Genomic DNA, 17,672 nt, shown 5'->3' with positions numbered 1-17,672 from the left:
TGACAATCTACCCAACTGTTATTTATACTTAACTGCAAATCTTACCCATGTATTGTCACAGATGATGTTTGGGCCCTGTTCCAGTTCATAACTATCGGATCGACAAAATGATAACGAAGAACCTTCCTCTTACTGATTTGCACCGTCACCTCGACGGTAACATTCGTACTAAAACGATTCTTGAGCTAGGCCAAAAGTTTGGCATTGCCCTACCAGCGTACGATATTGAGTCTCTCACTCCTCACGTTCAAATTGTCGAAGCGGAACCCTCTCTTGTTGCTTTCCTTTCTAAGCTCGACTGGGGTGTTGCTGTACTGGGCGATCTAGATGCGTGTCGTCGTGTCGCGTACGAAAACGTAGAAGACGCGCTAAACGCACAAATCGATTACGCAGAGCTGCGTTTCTCTCCTTACTACATGGCGATGAAACACAAACTACCAGTAGCGGGGGTTGTTGAAGCCGTCGTGGACGGTGTGCAAGCGGGTATGCGCGATTTTGGCGTGAAAGCCAACCTGATCGGTATCATGAGTCGTACATTTGGTACTGACGCATGTCAACAAGAACTGGACGGCATTCTGAGCCAGAAAGATCACATCGTTGCCGTTGACCTTGCGGGTGACGAGCTAGGCCAACCGGGTGATCGCTTTGTGTCTCACTTCAAGCAAGTACGCGATGCTGGCCTTGGGGTAACGGTCCATGCTGGTGAAGCAGCAGGTGCAGAGAGCATGTGGCAAGCAATCAATGAGCTGGGCGCAACTCGTATCGGTCACGGCGTAAAAGCGATTCACGATCCAAAACTGATGGATTACCTAGCAGAAAACCGCATTGGTATTGAATCTTGCCTGACGTCAAACTACCAAACAAGTACGGTAGAAACGCTAGAAAACCACCCTCTCAAGCAGTTCCTAGAGCATGGCGTTCTTGCGTGTTTGAACACTGACGATCCAGCGGTTGAAGGCATCGAACTGCCATACGAATACGAAGTAGCGGCACCAGCCGCTGGCCTGAGCCAAGACCAGATTCGCCAAGCGCAAATCAATGGCCTTGAGATTGCGTTCCTTTCAGAAGCAGAAAAATCGGAACTGAGAGAAAAAGTAAAAGATCGCGCTTAAATCCAGCGAAAACATAAAAAAATGCCAGCATCTGCTGGCATTTTTTATATCTTGAATCTGTATCTCTGATTAAATAACACGAGAGAACTGTTGCTGACGTGCCTTTGCTCGTAGGTATTTATCGAAGCTCATACAAATATTACGGATCAACAAACGACCTCGCAGCGTCACACGAATTTCATTATCATCCACTTCCACCAGCTCATCGTTAATAAAGGTCTGAAGTAGCTGCAAATCTTCTTTAAAGTACTGTTCAAACCTCACTTTAAACTCAGACTCAATGGCTTTCTTGTCTAACTTGAAGTTACAAATCAGCTGCTTAATCACTTCGCGACGGAGCAAATCATCAGAGTCCAGCGAGACCCCTTTCCATAGAGCGTGACGAAGTTCGTTGACTTGAGCGTAGTATTTCTTCAGCTCTTTCTGGTTTTGCGCGTACGCATCGCCGATCATCGAGATTGCAGAAACACCAAAGCCAACCAAGTCACATTCACCTTGTGTGGTGTAGCCTTGGAAATTGCGATGCAAAATACCTTCGCGCTGGGCAACAGCAAGTTCATCGTCCGGCAAAGCAAAGTGGTCCATACCGATAAATTGGTAGCCAGCACCAGTCAGTGTCGCGATGGTGTCTTGCAGAATCGCCATCTTCTCCTCTGCTTTTGGCAGGTCTTCGTCTTTAATCTTACGCTGCGCTGCAAATAGCTGTGGCATGTGCGCGTAGTTAAACACGGATAGACGGCCCGGCTGCATCTCTAGCACTTGTTCTAGAGTCTTGGCAAAAGATTCTTTGGTCTGCTTCGGTAAACCGTAAATCAAATCTAGGTTCGTCGAACGAAAGCCTAACTCTTTTGCGCGCGCAACCATCGCAACGATGAACTCTTCATCTTGCTCACGATTCACCAGTTTTTGCACTTCTTTGTTGAAGTCCTGCACACCGATGCTCAAGCGATTGAAGCCTTCACTACGCAGATGATCCAGCATGGTCAGCTCGATTTCACGCGGGTCAACCTCGATACTGATTTCAGCATCGCTACTAAAAGTAAACTCTTGGCGTAGCAGGCTCATTACACGCGTGATTTGCTTTTCAGAGAGAAACGTCGGTGTACCACCACCAAAATGCAATTGCGTCACGGTGCGACCCACAAGTAATGCAGCACGTTGACGAATTTCGTGTTCAAGCACGTCGAGGTATTCATCCGCTTTGTGCGAGTGGCGCGTAATGACTTTATTACATCCACAGTAGTAACAAAGCTTGTGACAGAACGGAATGTGTACGTACAGCGATAATGGGCGTTCTGGGTATTGAGTGCATGCCATATCATAATCAGAAATGGTGAACGCTTCATGAAACTCCAGCGCCGTTGGGTACGACGTATAACGAGGCCCGGAATAGTTGTACTTATCCAATACCGCTTGATCCCAGACGATTTGCTGTTTCGATTCAGTGTGTTGATTCGACATGGTGGTACTTTCCGTTAAATGCTAGGGCAACGAAAGCCGTCACCCGATATTCAGAGCCGCTATTTTGCCATACGACGATGACAAGCGTGGCAACGCCGACTGGCTTTTTAAGTATAAAACTAAAGAAGTGCTAGCGTGATCACGATACCCCCATTAGCCATAAGGAGACTATTGGAGGTCGCGCTTAAATCATCTGAATATTGATTTGATTATTCAGTGGCTGGACGTTTTTCTGCAACACTTTGAGCTCCTCAATAATCGCATCAGTGAGGCGGCTTTCCGCTTTATGACGCGTCAAGTTCTGTTGCATACGCTCTTTCTTGGCAAGTTTTTGGCGTTCTTCGCCACGCGCCATATCTTTCACGATGTGGTAAAGCTCAGAAATCGCAGGGTACGTTTTATCGAAATCAACGCGGTCTTCACCTTGTACATAATCCATGATGTTATACACACGGATACTGATTTCAGATAAATCGCACTGGCCTTGAATGCCCGCCTGACACAAGGTATGCACATTCTCAAAAATGTTGGCGTTACGTTTGTCTATCGCCAATTTTTGATGCTTCAGCTGCAATTCCTTTTGCTTTTTCAATTGAAGCAGAAGGTAACCTGCATAAGAAGCGAGTGCGATGATAATCACAACACCAGCAATAGCTAATAAGGTTACATTCATAGCTTAATTATCCTTTATAGTCGTCGAAATTAATGTCGTCGAAATCTGCCAGCAAGTCATCATCGTTGCGCGTGCTTTTCTCAGCAGGTGCAGTGAAGTCTTCCTCTTCTTCAGGTTCCAACAAACCTAGTTGGTCCATTAGCTTCTCAATGCGATCGAGTTTCTCATCGACGAATTTCTGTAGACCTGTGCCCAGGTTTTCACCCGCTTCAATACGGTCTAGCAACACGTTCAATTGCGCGTCATTTTCTAGCATCTCTAGTTCTTGCTCTGCCGACAAACGACGCTCTTGCTTCGTCATTTTCTTCGCAGGTTCAACAATCAGAGGTATTTTCTTTTTGCTGCCTAAGCGCGGGTCGCGATTTTGTGCAGCAGCTTGCTTTTTCTGCTCGTTAACTTCTGAGTTACGGTTACCCGTTTTCAGACCTTTACGCTTTTTAGCACGCTTGCGTAAGCGGCCTTCCACATCAGATTCTGTACGGTTACGAGTTACAACAAACTCAGGTGCACCAGCGGCACCCGGTTTTCTAGATTTTTTACTACGGCTCATTACTGGGGTTTCCTCAGTAAAATTACATCATTACCAATAAATTCGAGTTCGAGCTTATCCCGCTCTGCTAGGAACTGGAACGTGTCACGACTAAAGAACACTACGTGAGTGAGATCGTTCTTATAATGCCATGATTTGAAAGCCTCCACGTCGATGACCATTTTCGTCATCAGGCCTATCCAGCCCCCTGGCTTAACTAAATTCAACCATTGCTTCCACACCAAATCTGGGTGGTAGAGGTGCTCTATCACCTCTGTTGCTGTCATGAAGTCGTACGTTTTTTCTAAAACCGACGTATCAGGGTGGTAGTAGAGATCGTACAACGCCATGTTGTGCCCCGCCTCTTCCAGCATCAAGGAGAGCGTTGGGCCAGGACCACAACCAAAGTCGATACCATTTGATTGTGGAGAAATTCGCTCTGTGATCGGGTCAGCAATACGCGACAAAAAGCGTCGGTAACCCAAATCATCGGGGTTGTTCTCATGCAAATCATAGTGAGCTTTTTCGCTTTCCGCATCCAAACGTTGGTCTGGATTTACGAATACCAAGCTGCACTGCTCACATTGAAGATATTCACGACGCTTATCTTCAAAATAATGGTGAGTGCGCTGATTTTGGCATAAAGGACAGGTATGCATGCTGACTTCCTCAAACAGGGATGCGAAACATACCAGAAAGTGAACTCGGATTGGAGTGTTGTTGAGTATTTTTTCAGCAATTTTTGTTAAAAAACTTTGTTTACAACCTATAAAGCTAAAGTAAGTGCTGTAATCTCAATTCAAGTTACGACTGAGCAAGTCAACGGATATAAAAAAAGCGACAGTCAGACTGTCGCTTTCTAAGTGCCATCAATTGGCGAAACTGTGTTGCACACATTTGGTGCACCAATGATCCCTTTGTTTTTAGAGCTTTCCCTGCCAAAAAGAGTTGTTTTTCATCTTCCTGATGAGTTTTGGCTATCCGTTTACTTCCTGTCTACTGAGCAACTTCCTGTGCCTGATCCGTTTCACTGTCTTAACCGTCAGACGAGATGACCATCCTTATCGGATAGGCTCCCTACCTATCTAAATCCCTTTCTAAATCACCAAGCATCCGAGCTACATCCTTGGAGACCTAAACCGTGGTCTTAAATCCTTACATTCACTCCCTGTGAACGACTTCTACTTTACGCCATCCCGTTATGCTCACAAGTAATGGGTTGAAAAAATAATCCGCCTATTTTTCTAAAAAATCAAAATTATCATTTAATCAAAAACTTAAAAACACTAACAAGAAAAAGCCAACATCAAGTATGGCAAATGTCTCACAAACTGCCGAGCCAACTATCGCTTTCGCATCCAAACTCGACTGTGATATCTGTCACGAACAAAAATGCCCTAGTGGATTCACTAGGGCATTTTTGTACAAGTTGCTCGAACGATGTAGGGACATCTACCCAACCAGCTCAAGATGCAGGATCTTGAGCGATTTAGGTATATTAGTGCAGACCGCCAACGTATTTAGACAGCACTTCGATATCTTCGTCTGTCATTTTCTTCGCGATGTCGCGCATCATGGCATTCATATCATTACCACGGTCGCCATCACGGAATTTTTCTAGCTGAGCTTTGATGTAGTCAGCATGCTGACCAGAAATTTTCGGGAAACCTGAAAGCTCAGTACCATTGCCACGAGGACCATGACATGCAATACATGCGGTTAGGCCACGCTCGGCATCACCAGCGGTATAAAGCGTTTTGCCTTTTGCTACTACATCTTCAGGTGTTGAGTTTTCTGAAACTGGTAGCGAAGCGTAGTAAGCAGATAGGTCTGCGATATCTTCATCGCTCAGTGGCATTGCCATACCACTCATTACAGGATCGTAACGACCTTGTTTACCACCACTTGTCATGCCTAGCTTAAGTTCTTTTAACTGCTTCTCAAGATACTTAGCGTGTTGGCCTGCGAGTTTCGGGTACGTTGTTATTGCACTGTTGCCATCTGCTCCGTGACAGGCGACACAGGTTTGTGATTTTGCTTTACCAGCCTCAATATTACCTTGGGCCCATACTGAGCAACTGGCTAAAAGACTCAAAATTAGCGCTAATTTCTTCATGACATTCCATTATAATTATCAAGCTTCCAGTACCACGGAATGTGAACATACCGCGTACACTCATGGTACAATAGGCGACCTTATGCCGAGCACGGTTATTTTACACATTTTCACAAAAAAGTAATCAATCGACTACACAAAGTCGAGATGGAGTTAACAGTGAGCGTAAAAATTCATTACCAAAATACGCATTTCATCACCAGCGCACCCGATATTCGTCACCTGCCGGAAGACGAAGGTGTCGAAATTGCGTTTGCAGGACGCTCAAACGCTGGTAAATCGAGTGCACTTAACCGTCTAACTAATCAAAAAAGCTTAGCCAAGACATCAAAGACACCTGGTCGTACGCAATTAATCAACCTTTTCAAAGTAGAAGAAGGTTGTCACATTGTCGATCTACCTGGATACGGTTTTGCTCAAGTACCGGTAGAGATGAAAAACAAATGGCAGAAATCTTTGGGTGAATACCTACAGAAACGCGAGTGCCTAAAAGGCTTAGTGGTTCTAATGGACATTCGTCATCCAATGAAAGATCTCGACCAACAAATGATTTTCTGGGCCATCGATAGCCACATTCCTGTGCAAGTTTTGCTAACCAAAGCAGATAAACTAAAAAGTGGTGCACGCAAACAAACTCTACTGAAAGTTCGTAAGCAAGTAGAAACTTTCGGTGGTGACGTTTCTGTTGATGTGTTCTCTTCACTGAAAGGATTAGGTGTCGATCAGCTACGTGCAAAACTGGATACCTGGTTTGCACCAGCACTAGCACACCTGATAGAAGAAGACGAACAAGAGATACCAGCGAGCGATGAAGAATAATTAACAATATTTGTTAAATTTCTTCGACACGGCCCTGCCATTTGGTGGGGCTTTTGTTTATCTGAACTAAATAACAGGCAATAAAAATCCCCGCCTTCCTGGCAGGGATAACGGGAGAGAAAAATTGGTAATTATTGTTATGTGACGAAGCATTGCTGAACTGAGATTCGATTTCAATAGGTTAAAAAGCGCTCTTGTTTCCTGTGTATCACCAAACATTCACTCCAAAAACACCCAATAGCGTTACAATTCAGACAGTTAAGCCAAGCAAATCTTCAAAAAGATGTAACTTAGTTTCTTTCAAGAAAAAATAATAGTGTGACTGGCGTAAATTTACAGGATGAATAACGCAATAAATTTGAAGGAAAAATCGAGATTTTGCAGTGACTTAGAAAGGTCAAAAAAGAAGGTTTTTAAAGGCTTACTTTAAGCTACTGATCTAAAAGAATAATTTTCTTTCGCCCAATAAAAAACGCCCCAGTCAAAAACTGACTGGGGCGGCTGAATCAGCCTAATCCAATAACGTGAAACAAAAGGTCTGAAAGATAGAACATCTTACCTCTGTACCCTACGAGTATTAATGTACAACAATTGGTCAGAATTGCAAAGAATTTTTGTAGTTTTTTTTCATGAAATTTTTATTAAGCAACATCAAAGTTAACTTTGCGCTAGCTTTTTTAATCTCAAAAAAAAGCCAGCGTTTGTGCGCTGGCTCATAATTAATTGGTTATTTTGGTCTAAAAGTGACTAATGAGCTTGATCCCAGTTATCACCGTGACCTGCTTCTGCAACCAACGGTACTTTTAGCTCTGCTGCAGATTCCATCAATTTCTGTACTTTACTTTCAATTTCGGACAATGATGACTCTTCAACTTCAAAGACCAATTCATCGTGTACTTGCATTAATAACTTCACACGACCATTGCCTTCTTCCTGAATCCACTGATCAACCAACAGCATCGCTTTCTTAATGATGTCCGCTGCCGTACCTTGCATTGGTGCGTTGATTGCCGCACGTTCAGCAGCTTTACGACGCATCCCGTTGCGCGATTTGATTTCTGGCAAATGCAAACGTCGACCAAAAATCGTTTCAACATACCCTTTATCTGCTGCTGTGCTGCGTGTGTCTTCCATGTACTGCATCACGCCTGGGTAACGTTCAAAGTATGTATCCATGTACGCTTGAGCCTCACCACGAGGAATGCCTAATTGCTTCGCCAAACCAAACGCACTCATGCCGTAAATAAGACCGAAATTAACCGCTTTCGCACGACGACGTTGCTCACTTGAAACGTCTTCAATAGAAACACCCATGATTTCTGCTGCGGTTGCCGCGTGGATATCTTTGCCATCACGGAATGCATCCAATAACGCTTGGTCACCAGAAAGGTGCGCCATGATGCGAAGTTCGATTTGCGAGTAGTCGACCGCTAAGATTTTATGCCCTGATGGCGCGACAAACGCTTGACGAATACGACGGCCAGCTTCGTTACGAATTGGAATGTTCTGTAAGTTCGGATCAGTAGAAGATAGACGACCCGTTGCGGTCACTGCTTGGTGGTAAGAAGTATGCACGCGACCCGTTGATGGGTTGATCATCTTCGGCAGTTTGTCGGTGTAAGTTGATTTTAGCTTCGCCAGACCACGGTATTCCAAAATCAGTTTTGGTAGTGGGTAGTCTAGTGCGAGTTCTTGCAGAACTTCTTCATTCGTCGATGGTGTGCCTGATGGCGTTTTCTTCACAACCGGTAAACCCATTTTTTCAAATAGGATGGCTTGTAATTGCTTTGGCGAGTTCATGTTAAACTCTTGCTCTGCAATTTCGTACGCTTTCTTTTCAAGCTCATCAAGGCGAGCGGTAATCTCGACCGACTGCGCACTCAGCTTCATTTCATCGATAAAGACCCCAGTGCGTTCAATGCGCGAAAGAACTGGCACCAACGGCATTTCAATCTCTTCGTAAACTGTCTTCAGGCTTTCATCCTGCTCGATATTAGCAAACAAGCGATTGTGCAGACGAAGGGTCACATCCGCATCTTCTGCCGCGTATGGCGATGCTTGTTCCAGTTCGATTTGGTTAAACGTAAGCTGATTTTTGCCTTTACCTGCAATTTGCTCAAAAGAAATGCAGCTGTGCTGTAGGAAGCGAAGCGCCAAGCTGTCCATATCGTGTTTACCGCCGACACTGTTGTAGATATACGATTCCAACATCGTGTCGTGCTTGATACCTTTTAGCTCAATGTCGTAACGAGCGAGTACAGACGCATCATACTTTAAGTTTTGACCGACTTTTGCTTTCGCTGCATCTTCAAGAATTGGCTTCAGCTGTTCTAGTACCCAATCACGATCAAGCTGTTCAGGCGCATCTAAATAGTCATGTGCAACTGGCACATAAGCCGCAATACCTTCATCGACAGCGAATGACAAACCAACTAGATTCGCTAGCATGTAATCTAGGTTATCGGTCTCCGTATCAAATGCAAACAGCTCAGCCGTTTGAAGTTTATCTAGCCAAGCATTGAAGGTTTCTTTATCCAGAATTGTTTCATATTGGCTGCGATCGATTGTTACCGCAGAAGTTTCCATCTCGGCTTGAGAAGAAGAAGCTTGTGAAGATCCTGCAAGCTCTACAGCCTCCACAGATCCAGAACCGCCTTCAAGTAGTTCATTCAACCAAGATTTAAACGTCAGTTGGCCATACAGCTTCACTAATTCGTCTTTATTTGGTTCCGCTTTCAGCAATGATTCTGGCGTTTCCTCAAGCTCAACATCCAATTTGATGGTCGCGAGCTCATACGAAAGCATGGCATTTTCTTTGTTGTCGATGAGCTTTTTCGCCATGGTTTTAGAACCACGGAAACCAAGCCCTGCAATATCATCGAGGTTTTCATACAACTTCGTCAGACCACCAATACCTTGCAGTAGTGCGGTCGCGGTTTTATCACCGACACCCGGTACACCAGGAATGTTATCTACTTTATCGCCCATCAGTGCTAAGTAGTCGATGATCAACTCAGGTGGAATGCCAAACTTTTCAACCACACCTTCACGATCCATTACGACGTTCGTCATGGTGTTGATCAAGGTAATGTTATCATCCACTAGCTGCGCCATGTCTTTATCACCAGTACTGATCAATACAGGCATGCCCTTTTGTGATGCTTGGTATGCTAACGTACCGATGACGTCATCCGCCTCGACGCCAGGAACACAGATCAGCGGCAAACCCATTGCACGAATAACATTGTGTAATGGTTCAATTTGACAACGCAGGTCATCCGGCATTGGCGGACGATTCGCTTTGTATTCTGCATACATATCATCACGAAAGGTTTTTCCCTTTGCATCGAAAACCACCGCGATGCGCTCAGACGCAAACTGACGCATCATGCTGCGTAACATGTTCACGACGCCGTAAACGGCATTAGTTGGAATTTCACCATTGCTCATGGTGCCCGGGTAGGCGTGAAAAGCGCGATATAGGTAAGAAGAGCCGTCGATAAGGATCAACGGATTTTCAGGAATACTTGCCATAATTGTCTGTATCCAATTCAGTACTTGAGAGATCTGCCTAGGATGCCATGACTGCTGATCCGAATCTATCTTGTTCGCTCGATCTAGGTCGCGTAAATTTTTCCGACTTTATTCACGAAAACACCACCTCCTGTGGATAACTCTGTTTATAGAAATTATCCACTGGTTATCCAATAACAAAAAACACAAGAAAACACCAACTCAAATCATTGATTTATAATAATAAATTCGCATAACGGCGAGAAGATCAACGATCCTAAAATGATCATCGCATGTGGAAAAGATATTAATAGTGACGTCAAATAGAAATCGTAGAAAAGAAAAAAGCGACCCGAATGGGGTCGCCTAGCAGAAGTGGTAAAGCAAATTCTGTAAATAGAGCAGCTTAACCAAGAAGCTATAAATTACACTGGAAGCAATGTGAGCAATGTCGTGTCAAAAAGAATTCGTGCAAGTTCTCGGAAAAATGTTTCATCACTTCTCAACTTTCAGTTAATTAACTTCTGTTAATAAGTCACTCAACGTCCTTGTGAACTTTCCTCATTCCCTAAGACAGGTTTAATAATAATGATTCTCATTTCGTAGTCAACAGTTAAATGAGAAAAAATCTCATTTATTTTCACATTGCTTTAATGAAATGCACTCGAGATTCTCGAAGATTTACTTTTTCTTCAAACTTTTCAATGATATAGCCATTTCTCAATAACAAGCGAAGCATAGCCGGAAACTGGTTTCGAGATTTCACTTTTAATGTGTTGTAGCCTTGTTCTGCCACCCAATCCTCTTGAGCTTCCAAAAGCAGCTGTGCCACGCCTTCATTTCGAGCTTCAGGGACAACACCACCTAACCAGCTATAGAAAACACCATCCTCTAATTCGTAACCTATTTTGAAGCCGACAATCGTGCCATTTTTTTCTGCAACGAGGATTAAACTGTTTTTCTCTTCTAAACGTTGAGTCATGGAGTCTACCGTTTCTCCTTTCGAAAACTCGGTAACACGCGCCACAACTTGAAGTGCTTCTTCCAATGTGCCTTCACGAATCAGCATTGTCATTGTTCTCTTCTCCAAAATAAAAATACCCAAGCACCTTGGATTGTTACTGTTGTAATCCGCCTGAGGTTACTTGGGTATATACAGACGAACAACTCTTGTTGGTCTGGTATTTCTCACTGAGCGATAATTACTCTTCTGTCGCTTCCGGAGTACGATTTAGGTGTTGAGCAGTTTGTGCATTCTCTTCTGCCAACCACTCAGCAACGTCTTTCGCAAAGTACGTTAAGATGCCATCTGCACCTGCACGTTTGAAGCACAATAGTGATTCCATCACAATTTCACGCTCTTTGAGCCAGCCATTCATGATCGCCGCTTTATGCATCGCGTACTCGCCAGAGACTTGATAAGCAAATGTCGGTACTTGAAGTTCAGTTTTTACTCGGCGAACTACATCTAAGTATGGCATACCAGGTTTAACCATCACCATGTCCGCACCTTCGTTGATGTCTAGCGCCACTTCGTGAATCGCTTCATCAATGTTTGCTGGGTCCATTTGGTAGTTTTTCTTGTTGCCGCCTTTTAGATTTGAAGAAGAGCCAACCGCATCACGGAATGGTCCGTAGTAGTTCGATGCGTACTTAGCCGAGTAAGCCATGATTTGAGTATGAATGTAGCCCGCGTTTTCTAATGCTTCGCGGATCTTACCAATTCGGCCATCCATCATGTCTGAAGGCGCGACTACGTCAGCACCCGCTTCTGCATGAGACAAAGCCTGCTTAACCAATACTTCTGTGGTTTCATCATTCATTACGTAGCCATCTTCATCGATGATGCCGTCTTGGCCATGTGTCGTGAATGGGTCGAGTGCCACGTCTGTGATTACACCAATTTGAGGAATGTGTTCTTTAAGCGCTCGTACTGCTCGCTGAACCAAACCTTCTGGGTTGTAGGCTTCAGTAGCACATAAGCTTTTAGCGTCTTGGTTTACGACAGGGAAAAGCGCGATTGCTGGAACGCCTAGATTTGCAAGGTATTGTGCTTCTTCTAGCATTAAATCAATCGACAAACGCTCTACACCCGGCATGGACTCCACGCTCTCACGACGATCTTTACCCATAAGAATGAACATTGGGTAAATCAGATCATTAACAGAAAGTTGGTTCTCAGCCATCAAACGACGACTAAAATCGTGCTTACGTAAACGACGCATACGGCGTGCAGGGAATGGACCTTGAATTGATACAGACACCATTTTCTCCTTGTCTGGACGGTTATGATGATCAAATCATCTGGTGAACAAAATCATATCACTCTTGATGCATGTTGCGAGTGACAATCTGGAAAAAGGTAATGAAAAAAACTGAAAATGACCCAGCACTCACACTCAAGTATACTTCGAATACGAAACCAACTATGAAGCACAGAGAGTAACGATGATCGATACCCACGCGCACATCTATGCCAGCGAATTTGATAACGACCGCGATGAAGTAGTACAACGCGCCTTAACGCAAGGCATTAATAAAATCCTGTTGCCAAACATCGATCTGGACTCTATTGAGCCCATGCTACAAACCGAAGCGGCATATCCTGACGTGTGCCACTCAATGATGGGAGTCCACCCTTGTTATGTGGACAGCAATGTTGAACAAACGTTGGAGATCATCCGCGGTTGGTTTGAGAAACACAAGTTTATTGCGGTGGGCGAAATCGGTATCGACCTGTATTGGGATAAAACCTATCGTGCTGAGCAAGAAATGGCGTTCGTAGCTCAACTTAACTGGGCAAAAGAGATGGACTTACCAGTCGTTATCCACACTCGTGATTCGATTGAAGAAACACTCACTTTGCTAAGACAAGAGCAAGATGGTCGTCTGCGTGGTGTATTCCACTGTTTTGGAGGCAGCTTAGAAGAAGCGCAAGCAATCAATGAGCTAGGCTTCCACTTAGGCTTGGGTGGCGTATCGACCTTTAAGAATGGCGGGATGGATAAAGTCATTCCACATTTGGATATGCAGTGGGTCATTTTAGAAACCGACTGTCCATATTTAGCGCCTGTGCCACACCGTGGTAAACGTAATGAACCAGCCTACACTTCTCTCGTTGCACAACGTGTTGCCGACTTGCGTGATGTCGACATCGCAACCATCGATGCCATAACGACTGAGAATGCCAAAAAGCTGTTTAATATTTAATTCACGAGAATTGAAAAAAGCGACGAAATCAACGTCGCTTTTTTATCACCTAAACTATTGAATGAACGATTCAACCCGTTGAAATAGTAGAACAATCCATACAAAATTATTGATAAACATAATAATTAACTAGCAACTCTACTTACTTCTCATATCGTCACTTTACTTCGTCCGCTTTGCAAAACTGTCGACAACTCGACACATTATTTTTCTATACTGATTTACGCCCATTAATTAGCACAAATGTAAAACAGCATGAATATGGAAGTTGAAGTGTGTACACATGGTGCTTACTTACAACGCGTACCGCGCAGTTTTTTTCAAAAGCTGCTGGGCATCAAGGAAGTATACGTATGCACAAAATGTGGTTACGTCATGAAAGTTAAGTAATTAGCCCAAGAAAAAACCAACCGCAAAAAAAGCGGCTCAATTGAGCCGCTTTTCACATCTAGATTAGCCTTATTCTTCGGTTTCCGCTTCTACTTCTTCGCTTCGACGAGTATAAAAACGCGCGAAGAACAAACCGACTTCAAACAGTAAACACATCGGAATAGCGAGTAAGGTTTGCGAGATCATGTCTGGTGGCGTTAACACCATACCTACGACAAACGCAGCCACTATAATATAAGGACGTTTCTGTCTTAAATCTTCTGGTGTAGTGGCCCCAGTCCAACACAACAAAATAATCGCAACAGGCACCTCAAATGCGATACCAAACGCCATAAATAGCGCCAGCACAAAGTCGAGATAACTCGAGATATCAGTTGCAAACTCTACTCCACCAAGAGAGATGGCGGTAAAGAAGCCAAACACCAATGGAAATACCACGAAGTAGGCAAATGCCACTCCACAGTAGAACAATAGCGAACTAGAGAACAGCAGTGGCATGATCAATCGACGTTCATGCTTGTACAAACCTGGCGCTACAAAGGCCCAAACTTGATACAAAATAAACGGCACCGCAATAAATACCGAAGCAATTAACGTCAGCTTAAGTGGCGTAAAAAAAGGTGACGCTACATCCGTAGCAATCATGGTCGCGCCTTCAGGTAGACGTTCTACTAAAGGTGCGGAAACAAACTCGTAAATGTGGTTAGAGAAATAAATTAGTCCGACAAACACGACCAACACTGCGAGGATTGAGCGCAGTAGTCGGTTGCGAAGCTCCAACAAATGACTAATTAAAGGTTGTGTCTGCTCGACGGTAGACATGGCAAACCTCTTATTAAAAACCAGATCAAAAAGGAGCTACCAATCACTAGTAGCTCCTCCTAATGAGACTATTCGGCTTTCTTATCTGCCGCTGTAACCTTGCTCTCTTGCGCTTTCTCTGCTGGCTCTGTTTTTACAGGCTCAGCCTCTGAATCGGTGTTCTTTGCGTAAGGACGATTTACAGATTGCGCTGCCTTCTTCAACTCTTCAACTGAAGATTTCAACTCAGGGGACAAATCATCCATCCCCATTTGTTCTGCTTTGCGCAAGTTTTCTTGCAGCTCTTGGACTTTCAGCTCGTGTGACAATTCGTCTTTGACGCTATTTGCCATACTCTTAGCGGCACCGATAAAGCGAGACACGCTGCGAATAGCATGAGGCAAACGCTCCGGCCCAAGAACGACCAGACCAACAACAGATATTAATACCAGTTCCCAAAAACCGATATCAAACACGTTTTACGCCTGCTCTTTGTCTTTTTTCGTTTCAGGAGCAGCTTCTTTTTTCTGCTGCTCTTCTAGACTTTTTGGTTCGAAGTCTGCGTCTTTGTCATTTTTCGCAGGTTCATCTTCGCTCATCGCTTTTTTGAAGCCCTTAACGGCACCACCCAGATCGCCACCGATACCGCGTAGTTTCTTTGTTCCGAATAGCAATACAACAATTACAGCAATGATTAGAAGTTGCCAAACACTGATACCACCCATTCTCTTTACCTCGGGTCTTTAAACAAACAAAAATATTTCAAGAGTTTAACGTCTATTGACGATAAGCTCGCCAACTAAGCAGCCAAAATGTGACACCTGCGATACCGCAGGCCAACGAAAGCTGCTCAAAAGCATCGTTCACCAATATTGCCGAGCATACGACTAAAGTCGCGCCAACGCCAAACAAAAACTTTCCTGTCGCCTGCTGGCGCTTGCTCTGGCGATACCCTTGATAAAGCTGATCCATACGTTGATTCATCGCTTTACCTTGTTTCAGGCTATCGTAAAGTAGCTCTGGCAGTTCAGGTAATTTCTCTGCCCAAAATGGTGCGCGGTCTTTAATCGCATTCACTAGAGCTTGCGGCCCAACTTGATTCATCATCCATTCCTCCAGGAATGGTTTTGCGGTCTCCCACAAATCGAGTTGAGGATATAGCTGCCTACCAAGCCCTTCCACGTACAATAGCGTTTTTTGCAACAGTACAAGCTGTGGCTGAACCTCCATATTGAATCGACGTGCCGTGTTGAACAAATTCAACAACACATGACCAAAGGAGATTTCGCACAATGGCTTAGCAAAAATAGGCTCACACACAATGCGAATCGCGAACTCAAACTCATCGACATTGGTATCCGCAGGCACCCACCCTGAATCCACATGTAACTCCGCCACTCGGCGGTAGTCACGATTGAAAAACGCCAGGAAGTTTTCCGCCAGATAACGCTTGTCTTCGCTATTAAGTGTACCAACGATTCCGCAATCTAGCCCTATCCACATTGGGTTCTCTGGATGTTCGGGTTTGACGAACACATTACCCGGATGCATATCGGCATGGAAAAAGCTGTCTCGGAACACCTGAGTGAAGAACACACTCACACCGCGTTCCGCGAGCAATTTCATATTGGTGCCATTTGCTTTCAAGCCTTCAATATCAGAGACTTGAATGCCATATATTCGCTCAGAAACCATGACAGTTTCATTACTGAAGTCGGGAAAAACTTCAGGAACATACAATTCTTCGCTGCCCTCAAAGTTGCGGCGCAACTGAATGGCATTCGCCGCCTCACGTCGCAAGTCGAGTTCATCAAGCAGGGTTTTCTCGTACTCACGCACGACTTCAACTGGTTTTAAACGACGTGCTTCAGGCATCGCTCCGGCGACTATACGCGCCATTCGGTGCATCAGTTTTAGATCTGAATCAATGACTGGGCGAATATCTGGGCGGATAACCTTTAATACCACTTCTTGGTTAGTGTCTTTTATGCGCGCAGTATGTACCTGAGCAATCGACGCAGACGCCAGTGGTTTGATATCAAACTCGGTAAACCATTTTTCTAACGGACCACCTAATGCTTGCTCCATCTGCTTTTTTGCCAACTCGCCATCAAAAGGAGCGACTTGGTCTTGAAGTAAAGCTAGGGGATCAGCGATATGCGGAGGAAATAAGTCACGGCGCGTCGACATCATCTGACCGAACTTAATCCAAACCGGCCCCAGCTCTTGCAGTGCTAAACGCAGACGTTCACCGAGTGGTTTTTCTGGGTGCTTGTTCTTAATCCAAAACAAGCTTTTGCGCAGTAAAAGCGGAGCTTTGGTCAGTTGGTGATCGGGAAGCAGCTCATCTAAGCCGTATTCCAGTTGTACTTTGGCGATGTGGTATAAGCGCTTTAGTTCTGCTGGCGTCATGGTTTCTCCAATGCAGGCTTATCTGCATCCAGCTTATTCAGCAAAGCCGTTAAACGAGCTTCAATGCGAGAAGCCTGGCTGCGAACCTCATCAACTTGGTCGCAGAAATAGGCCACTTCTAACGGAGCGGGAGCCAGTTTCCATTCTTCAGTCACTACTTGCGCAAGATGACGCTGGTGTTTTTCTGCTTGAGACGCAAGAAAGTTGCCGATGTTTTTTGAACCTTGCACAAAGGTATGTGCGGCGACATCGCCAGTCACGCGAGACAACCACTCTTCAACATCTGGTTTGCAATCCACCATCAACTGAGAGAATTTCTGCGCCAATTGAATATCGCCTTCGAGTTCAAGTTTATCTTGTTTAATAAGACGAGTGATGTTGGCCTGATCGCGCAGCTCTGGTAACACACTCAAGTTGAGCGATAGATAGCAGTTAGGCTGCCCTTCGTAATGACCAAGCACATCAATTTGCTGACTAAAAACGAATGTCAGTGTTTTATTGATCTCTTTCAGGTGAACTTGAATAACTTGACCTTTTAGACGCGCTAAACGACGGCCCAATGCTGGGTCGTCTTTGATCAGTGTATTCAGTGACGTTTCAATCACAGCGGTGATAAGTGGTTCAAATGGCATGCCG

16 protein-coding genes are annotated in these 17,672 nt (G+C 44.6%); 3 read left to right on the top strand and 13 right to left on the bottom strand.

Annotated features, from left to right (window positions below; all coding sequences use genetic code 11):
• Positions 1-107 precede the first annotated feature (107 nt).
• On the top strand, positions 108-1,112 hold the full coding sequence (add, locus tag R7R24_RS18925) for an adenosine deaminase (protein WP_005382965.1): 1,005 nt from the start codon (positions 108-110) through the stop codon (positions 1,110-1,112).
• A 69-nt stretch (positions 1,113-1,181) separates the two neighbouring features.
• Here add and hemN read toward each other — a convergent pair whose 3' ends face one another.
• From hemN to R7R24_RS18900, 5 genes are all read right to left on the bottom strand, one after another.
• On the bottom strand, positions 1,182-2,573 hold the full coding sequence (gene hemN / locus R7R24_RS18920; protein ID WP_025768296.1) for an oxygen-independent coproporphyrinogen III oxidase: 1,392 nt from the start codon (positions 2,571-2,573) through the stop codon (positions 1,182-1,184).
• A 184-nt stretch (positions 2,574-2,757) separates the two neighbouring features.
• The gene (locus R7R24_RS18915; RefSeq protein WP_054579549.1) at positions 2,758-3,246 is read right to left on the bottom strand and encodes a DUF2489 domain-containing protein; all 489 of its coding nucleotides are present in this window, start codon (positions 3,244-3,246) and stop codon (positions 2,758-2,760) included.
• A 7-nt stretch (positions 3,247-3,253) separates the two neighbouring features.
• Complete coding sequence (yihI, locus tag R7R24_RS18910; protein ID WP_005379252.1) at positions 3,254-3,796, bottom strand: Der GTPase-activating protein YihI; 543 nt, start codon at positions 3,794-3,796, stop codon at positions 3,254-3,256.
• On the bottom strand, positions 3,796-4,434 hold the full coding sequence (locus R7R24_RS18905) for a class I SAM-dependent methyltransferase (RefSeq protein ID WP_005379250.1): 639 nt from the start codon (positions 4,432-4,434) through the stop codon (positions 3,796-3,798). The genes yihI and R7R24_RS18905 overlap by 1 nt, the downstream gene beginning before the upstream one ends.
• Before the next feature lie 839 nt (positions 4,435-5,273).
• Positions 5,274-5,891: a c-type cytochrome gene (locus R7R24_RS18900; protein ID WP_005379248.1), complete on the bottom strand. Its 618-nt coding sequence runs from the start codon at positions 5,889-5,891 to the stop codon at positions 5,274-5,276.
• 159 nt (positions 5,892-6,050) lie between these two features.
• Between R7R24_RS18900 and yihA the strand changes: the two genes are divergently transcribed.
• On the top strand, positions 6,051-6,710 hold the full coding sequence (yihA, locus tag R7R24_RS18895) for a ribosome biogenesis GTP-binding protein YihA/YsxC (protein WP_017635019.1): 660 nt from the start codon (positions 6,051-6,053) through the stop codon (positions 6,708-6,710).
• 747 nt (positions 6,711-7,457) lie between these two features.
• On the opposite strand, the gene polA is transcribed toward yihA, so the two are convergent.
• From polA to hemB, 3 genes are all read right to left on the bottom strand, one after another.
• Positions 7,458-10,244 (bottom strand): DNA polymerase I, encoded by a 2,787-nt coding sequence (gene polA, locus R7R24_RS18890; protein ID WP_005379246.1) that lies wholly within the window; start codon positions 10,242-10,244, stop codon positions 7,458-7,460.
• 619 nt (positions 10,245-10,863) lie between these two features.
• Complete coding sequence (locus R7R24_RS18885; protein WP_005379245.1) at positions 10,864-11,298, bottom strand: GNAT family N-acetyltransferase; 435 nt, start codon at positions 11,296-11,298, stop codon at positions 10,864-10,866.
• 127 nt (positions 11,299-11,425) lie between these two features.
• On the bottom strand, positions 11,426-12,487 hold the full coding sequence (gene hemB, locus R7R24_RS18880) for a porphobilinogen synthase (protein ID WP_031777176.1): 1,062 nt from the start codon (positions 12,485-12,487) through the stop codon (positions 11,426-11,428).
• Between the two features lie 184 nt (positions 12,488-12,671).
• On the opposite strand from hemB, the gene R7R24_RS18875 reads away from it, so the two are divergent.
• A complete protein-coding gene (locus R7R24_RS18875) occupies positions 12,672-13,433 on the top strand; it encodes a TatD family hydrolase (protein ID WP_213883785.1) in 762 nt (253 codons plus the stop codon).
• Between the two features lie 459 nt (positions 13,434-13,892).
• Here R7R24_RS18875 and tatC read toward each other — a convergent pair whose 3' ends face one another.
• The 5 genes from tatC to R7R24_RS18850 form a co-directional block, all read right to left on the bottom strand.
• Positions 13,893-14,645 carry a twin-arginine translocase subunit TatC gene (gene tatC, locus R7R24_RS18870; RefSeq protein WP_005379234.1) on the bottom strand — a complete coding sequence of 251 codons (753 nt, stop codon included), beginning with the start codon at positions 14,643-14,645 and terminating at the stop codon, positions 13,893-13,895.
• Positions 14,646-14,713: 68 nt separating this feature from the next.
• Positions 14,714-15,100, bottom strand: coding sequence for a Sec-independent protein translocase protein TatB (tatB, locus tag R7R24_RS18865; RefSeq protein ID WP_318119590.1), 387 nt, complete (start codon positions 15,098-15,100; stop codon positions 14,714-14,716).
• Positions 15,101-15,103: 3 nt separating this feature from the next.
• Positions 15,104-15,349, bottom strand: a complete 246-nt coding sequence (tatA, locus tag R7R24_RS18860) for a Sec-independent protein translocase subunit TatA (protein ID WP_005382958.1) — start codon at positions 15,347-15,349, stop codon at positions 15,104-15,106.
• Positions 15,350-15,401: 52 nt separating this feature from the next.
• On the bottom strand, positions 15,402-17,036 hold the full coding sequence (gene ubiB, locus R7R24_RS18855) for a ubiquinone biosynthesis regulatory protein kinase UbiB (protein ID WP_005379226.1): 1,635 nt from the start codon (positions 17,034-17,036) through the stop codon (positions 15,402-15,404).
• Positions 17,033-17,668, bottom strand: a complete 636-nt coding sequence (locus tag R7R24_RS18850) for an SCP2 domain-containing protein (RefSeq protein WP_005379213.1) — start codon at positions 17,666-17,668, stop codon at positions 17,033-17,035. Before R7R24_RS18850 ends, ubiB begins: the two co-directional genes overlap by 4 nt.
• Between the last annotated feature and the right edge of the window lie 4 nt (positions 17,669-17,672).

The organism is Vibrio sp. 704 (genome assembly GCF_033339295.1).
Note: the sequence above shows the minus strand (reverse complement) of the source record. Positions and strands in the feature narration are given on the sequence as shown.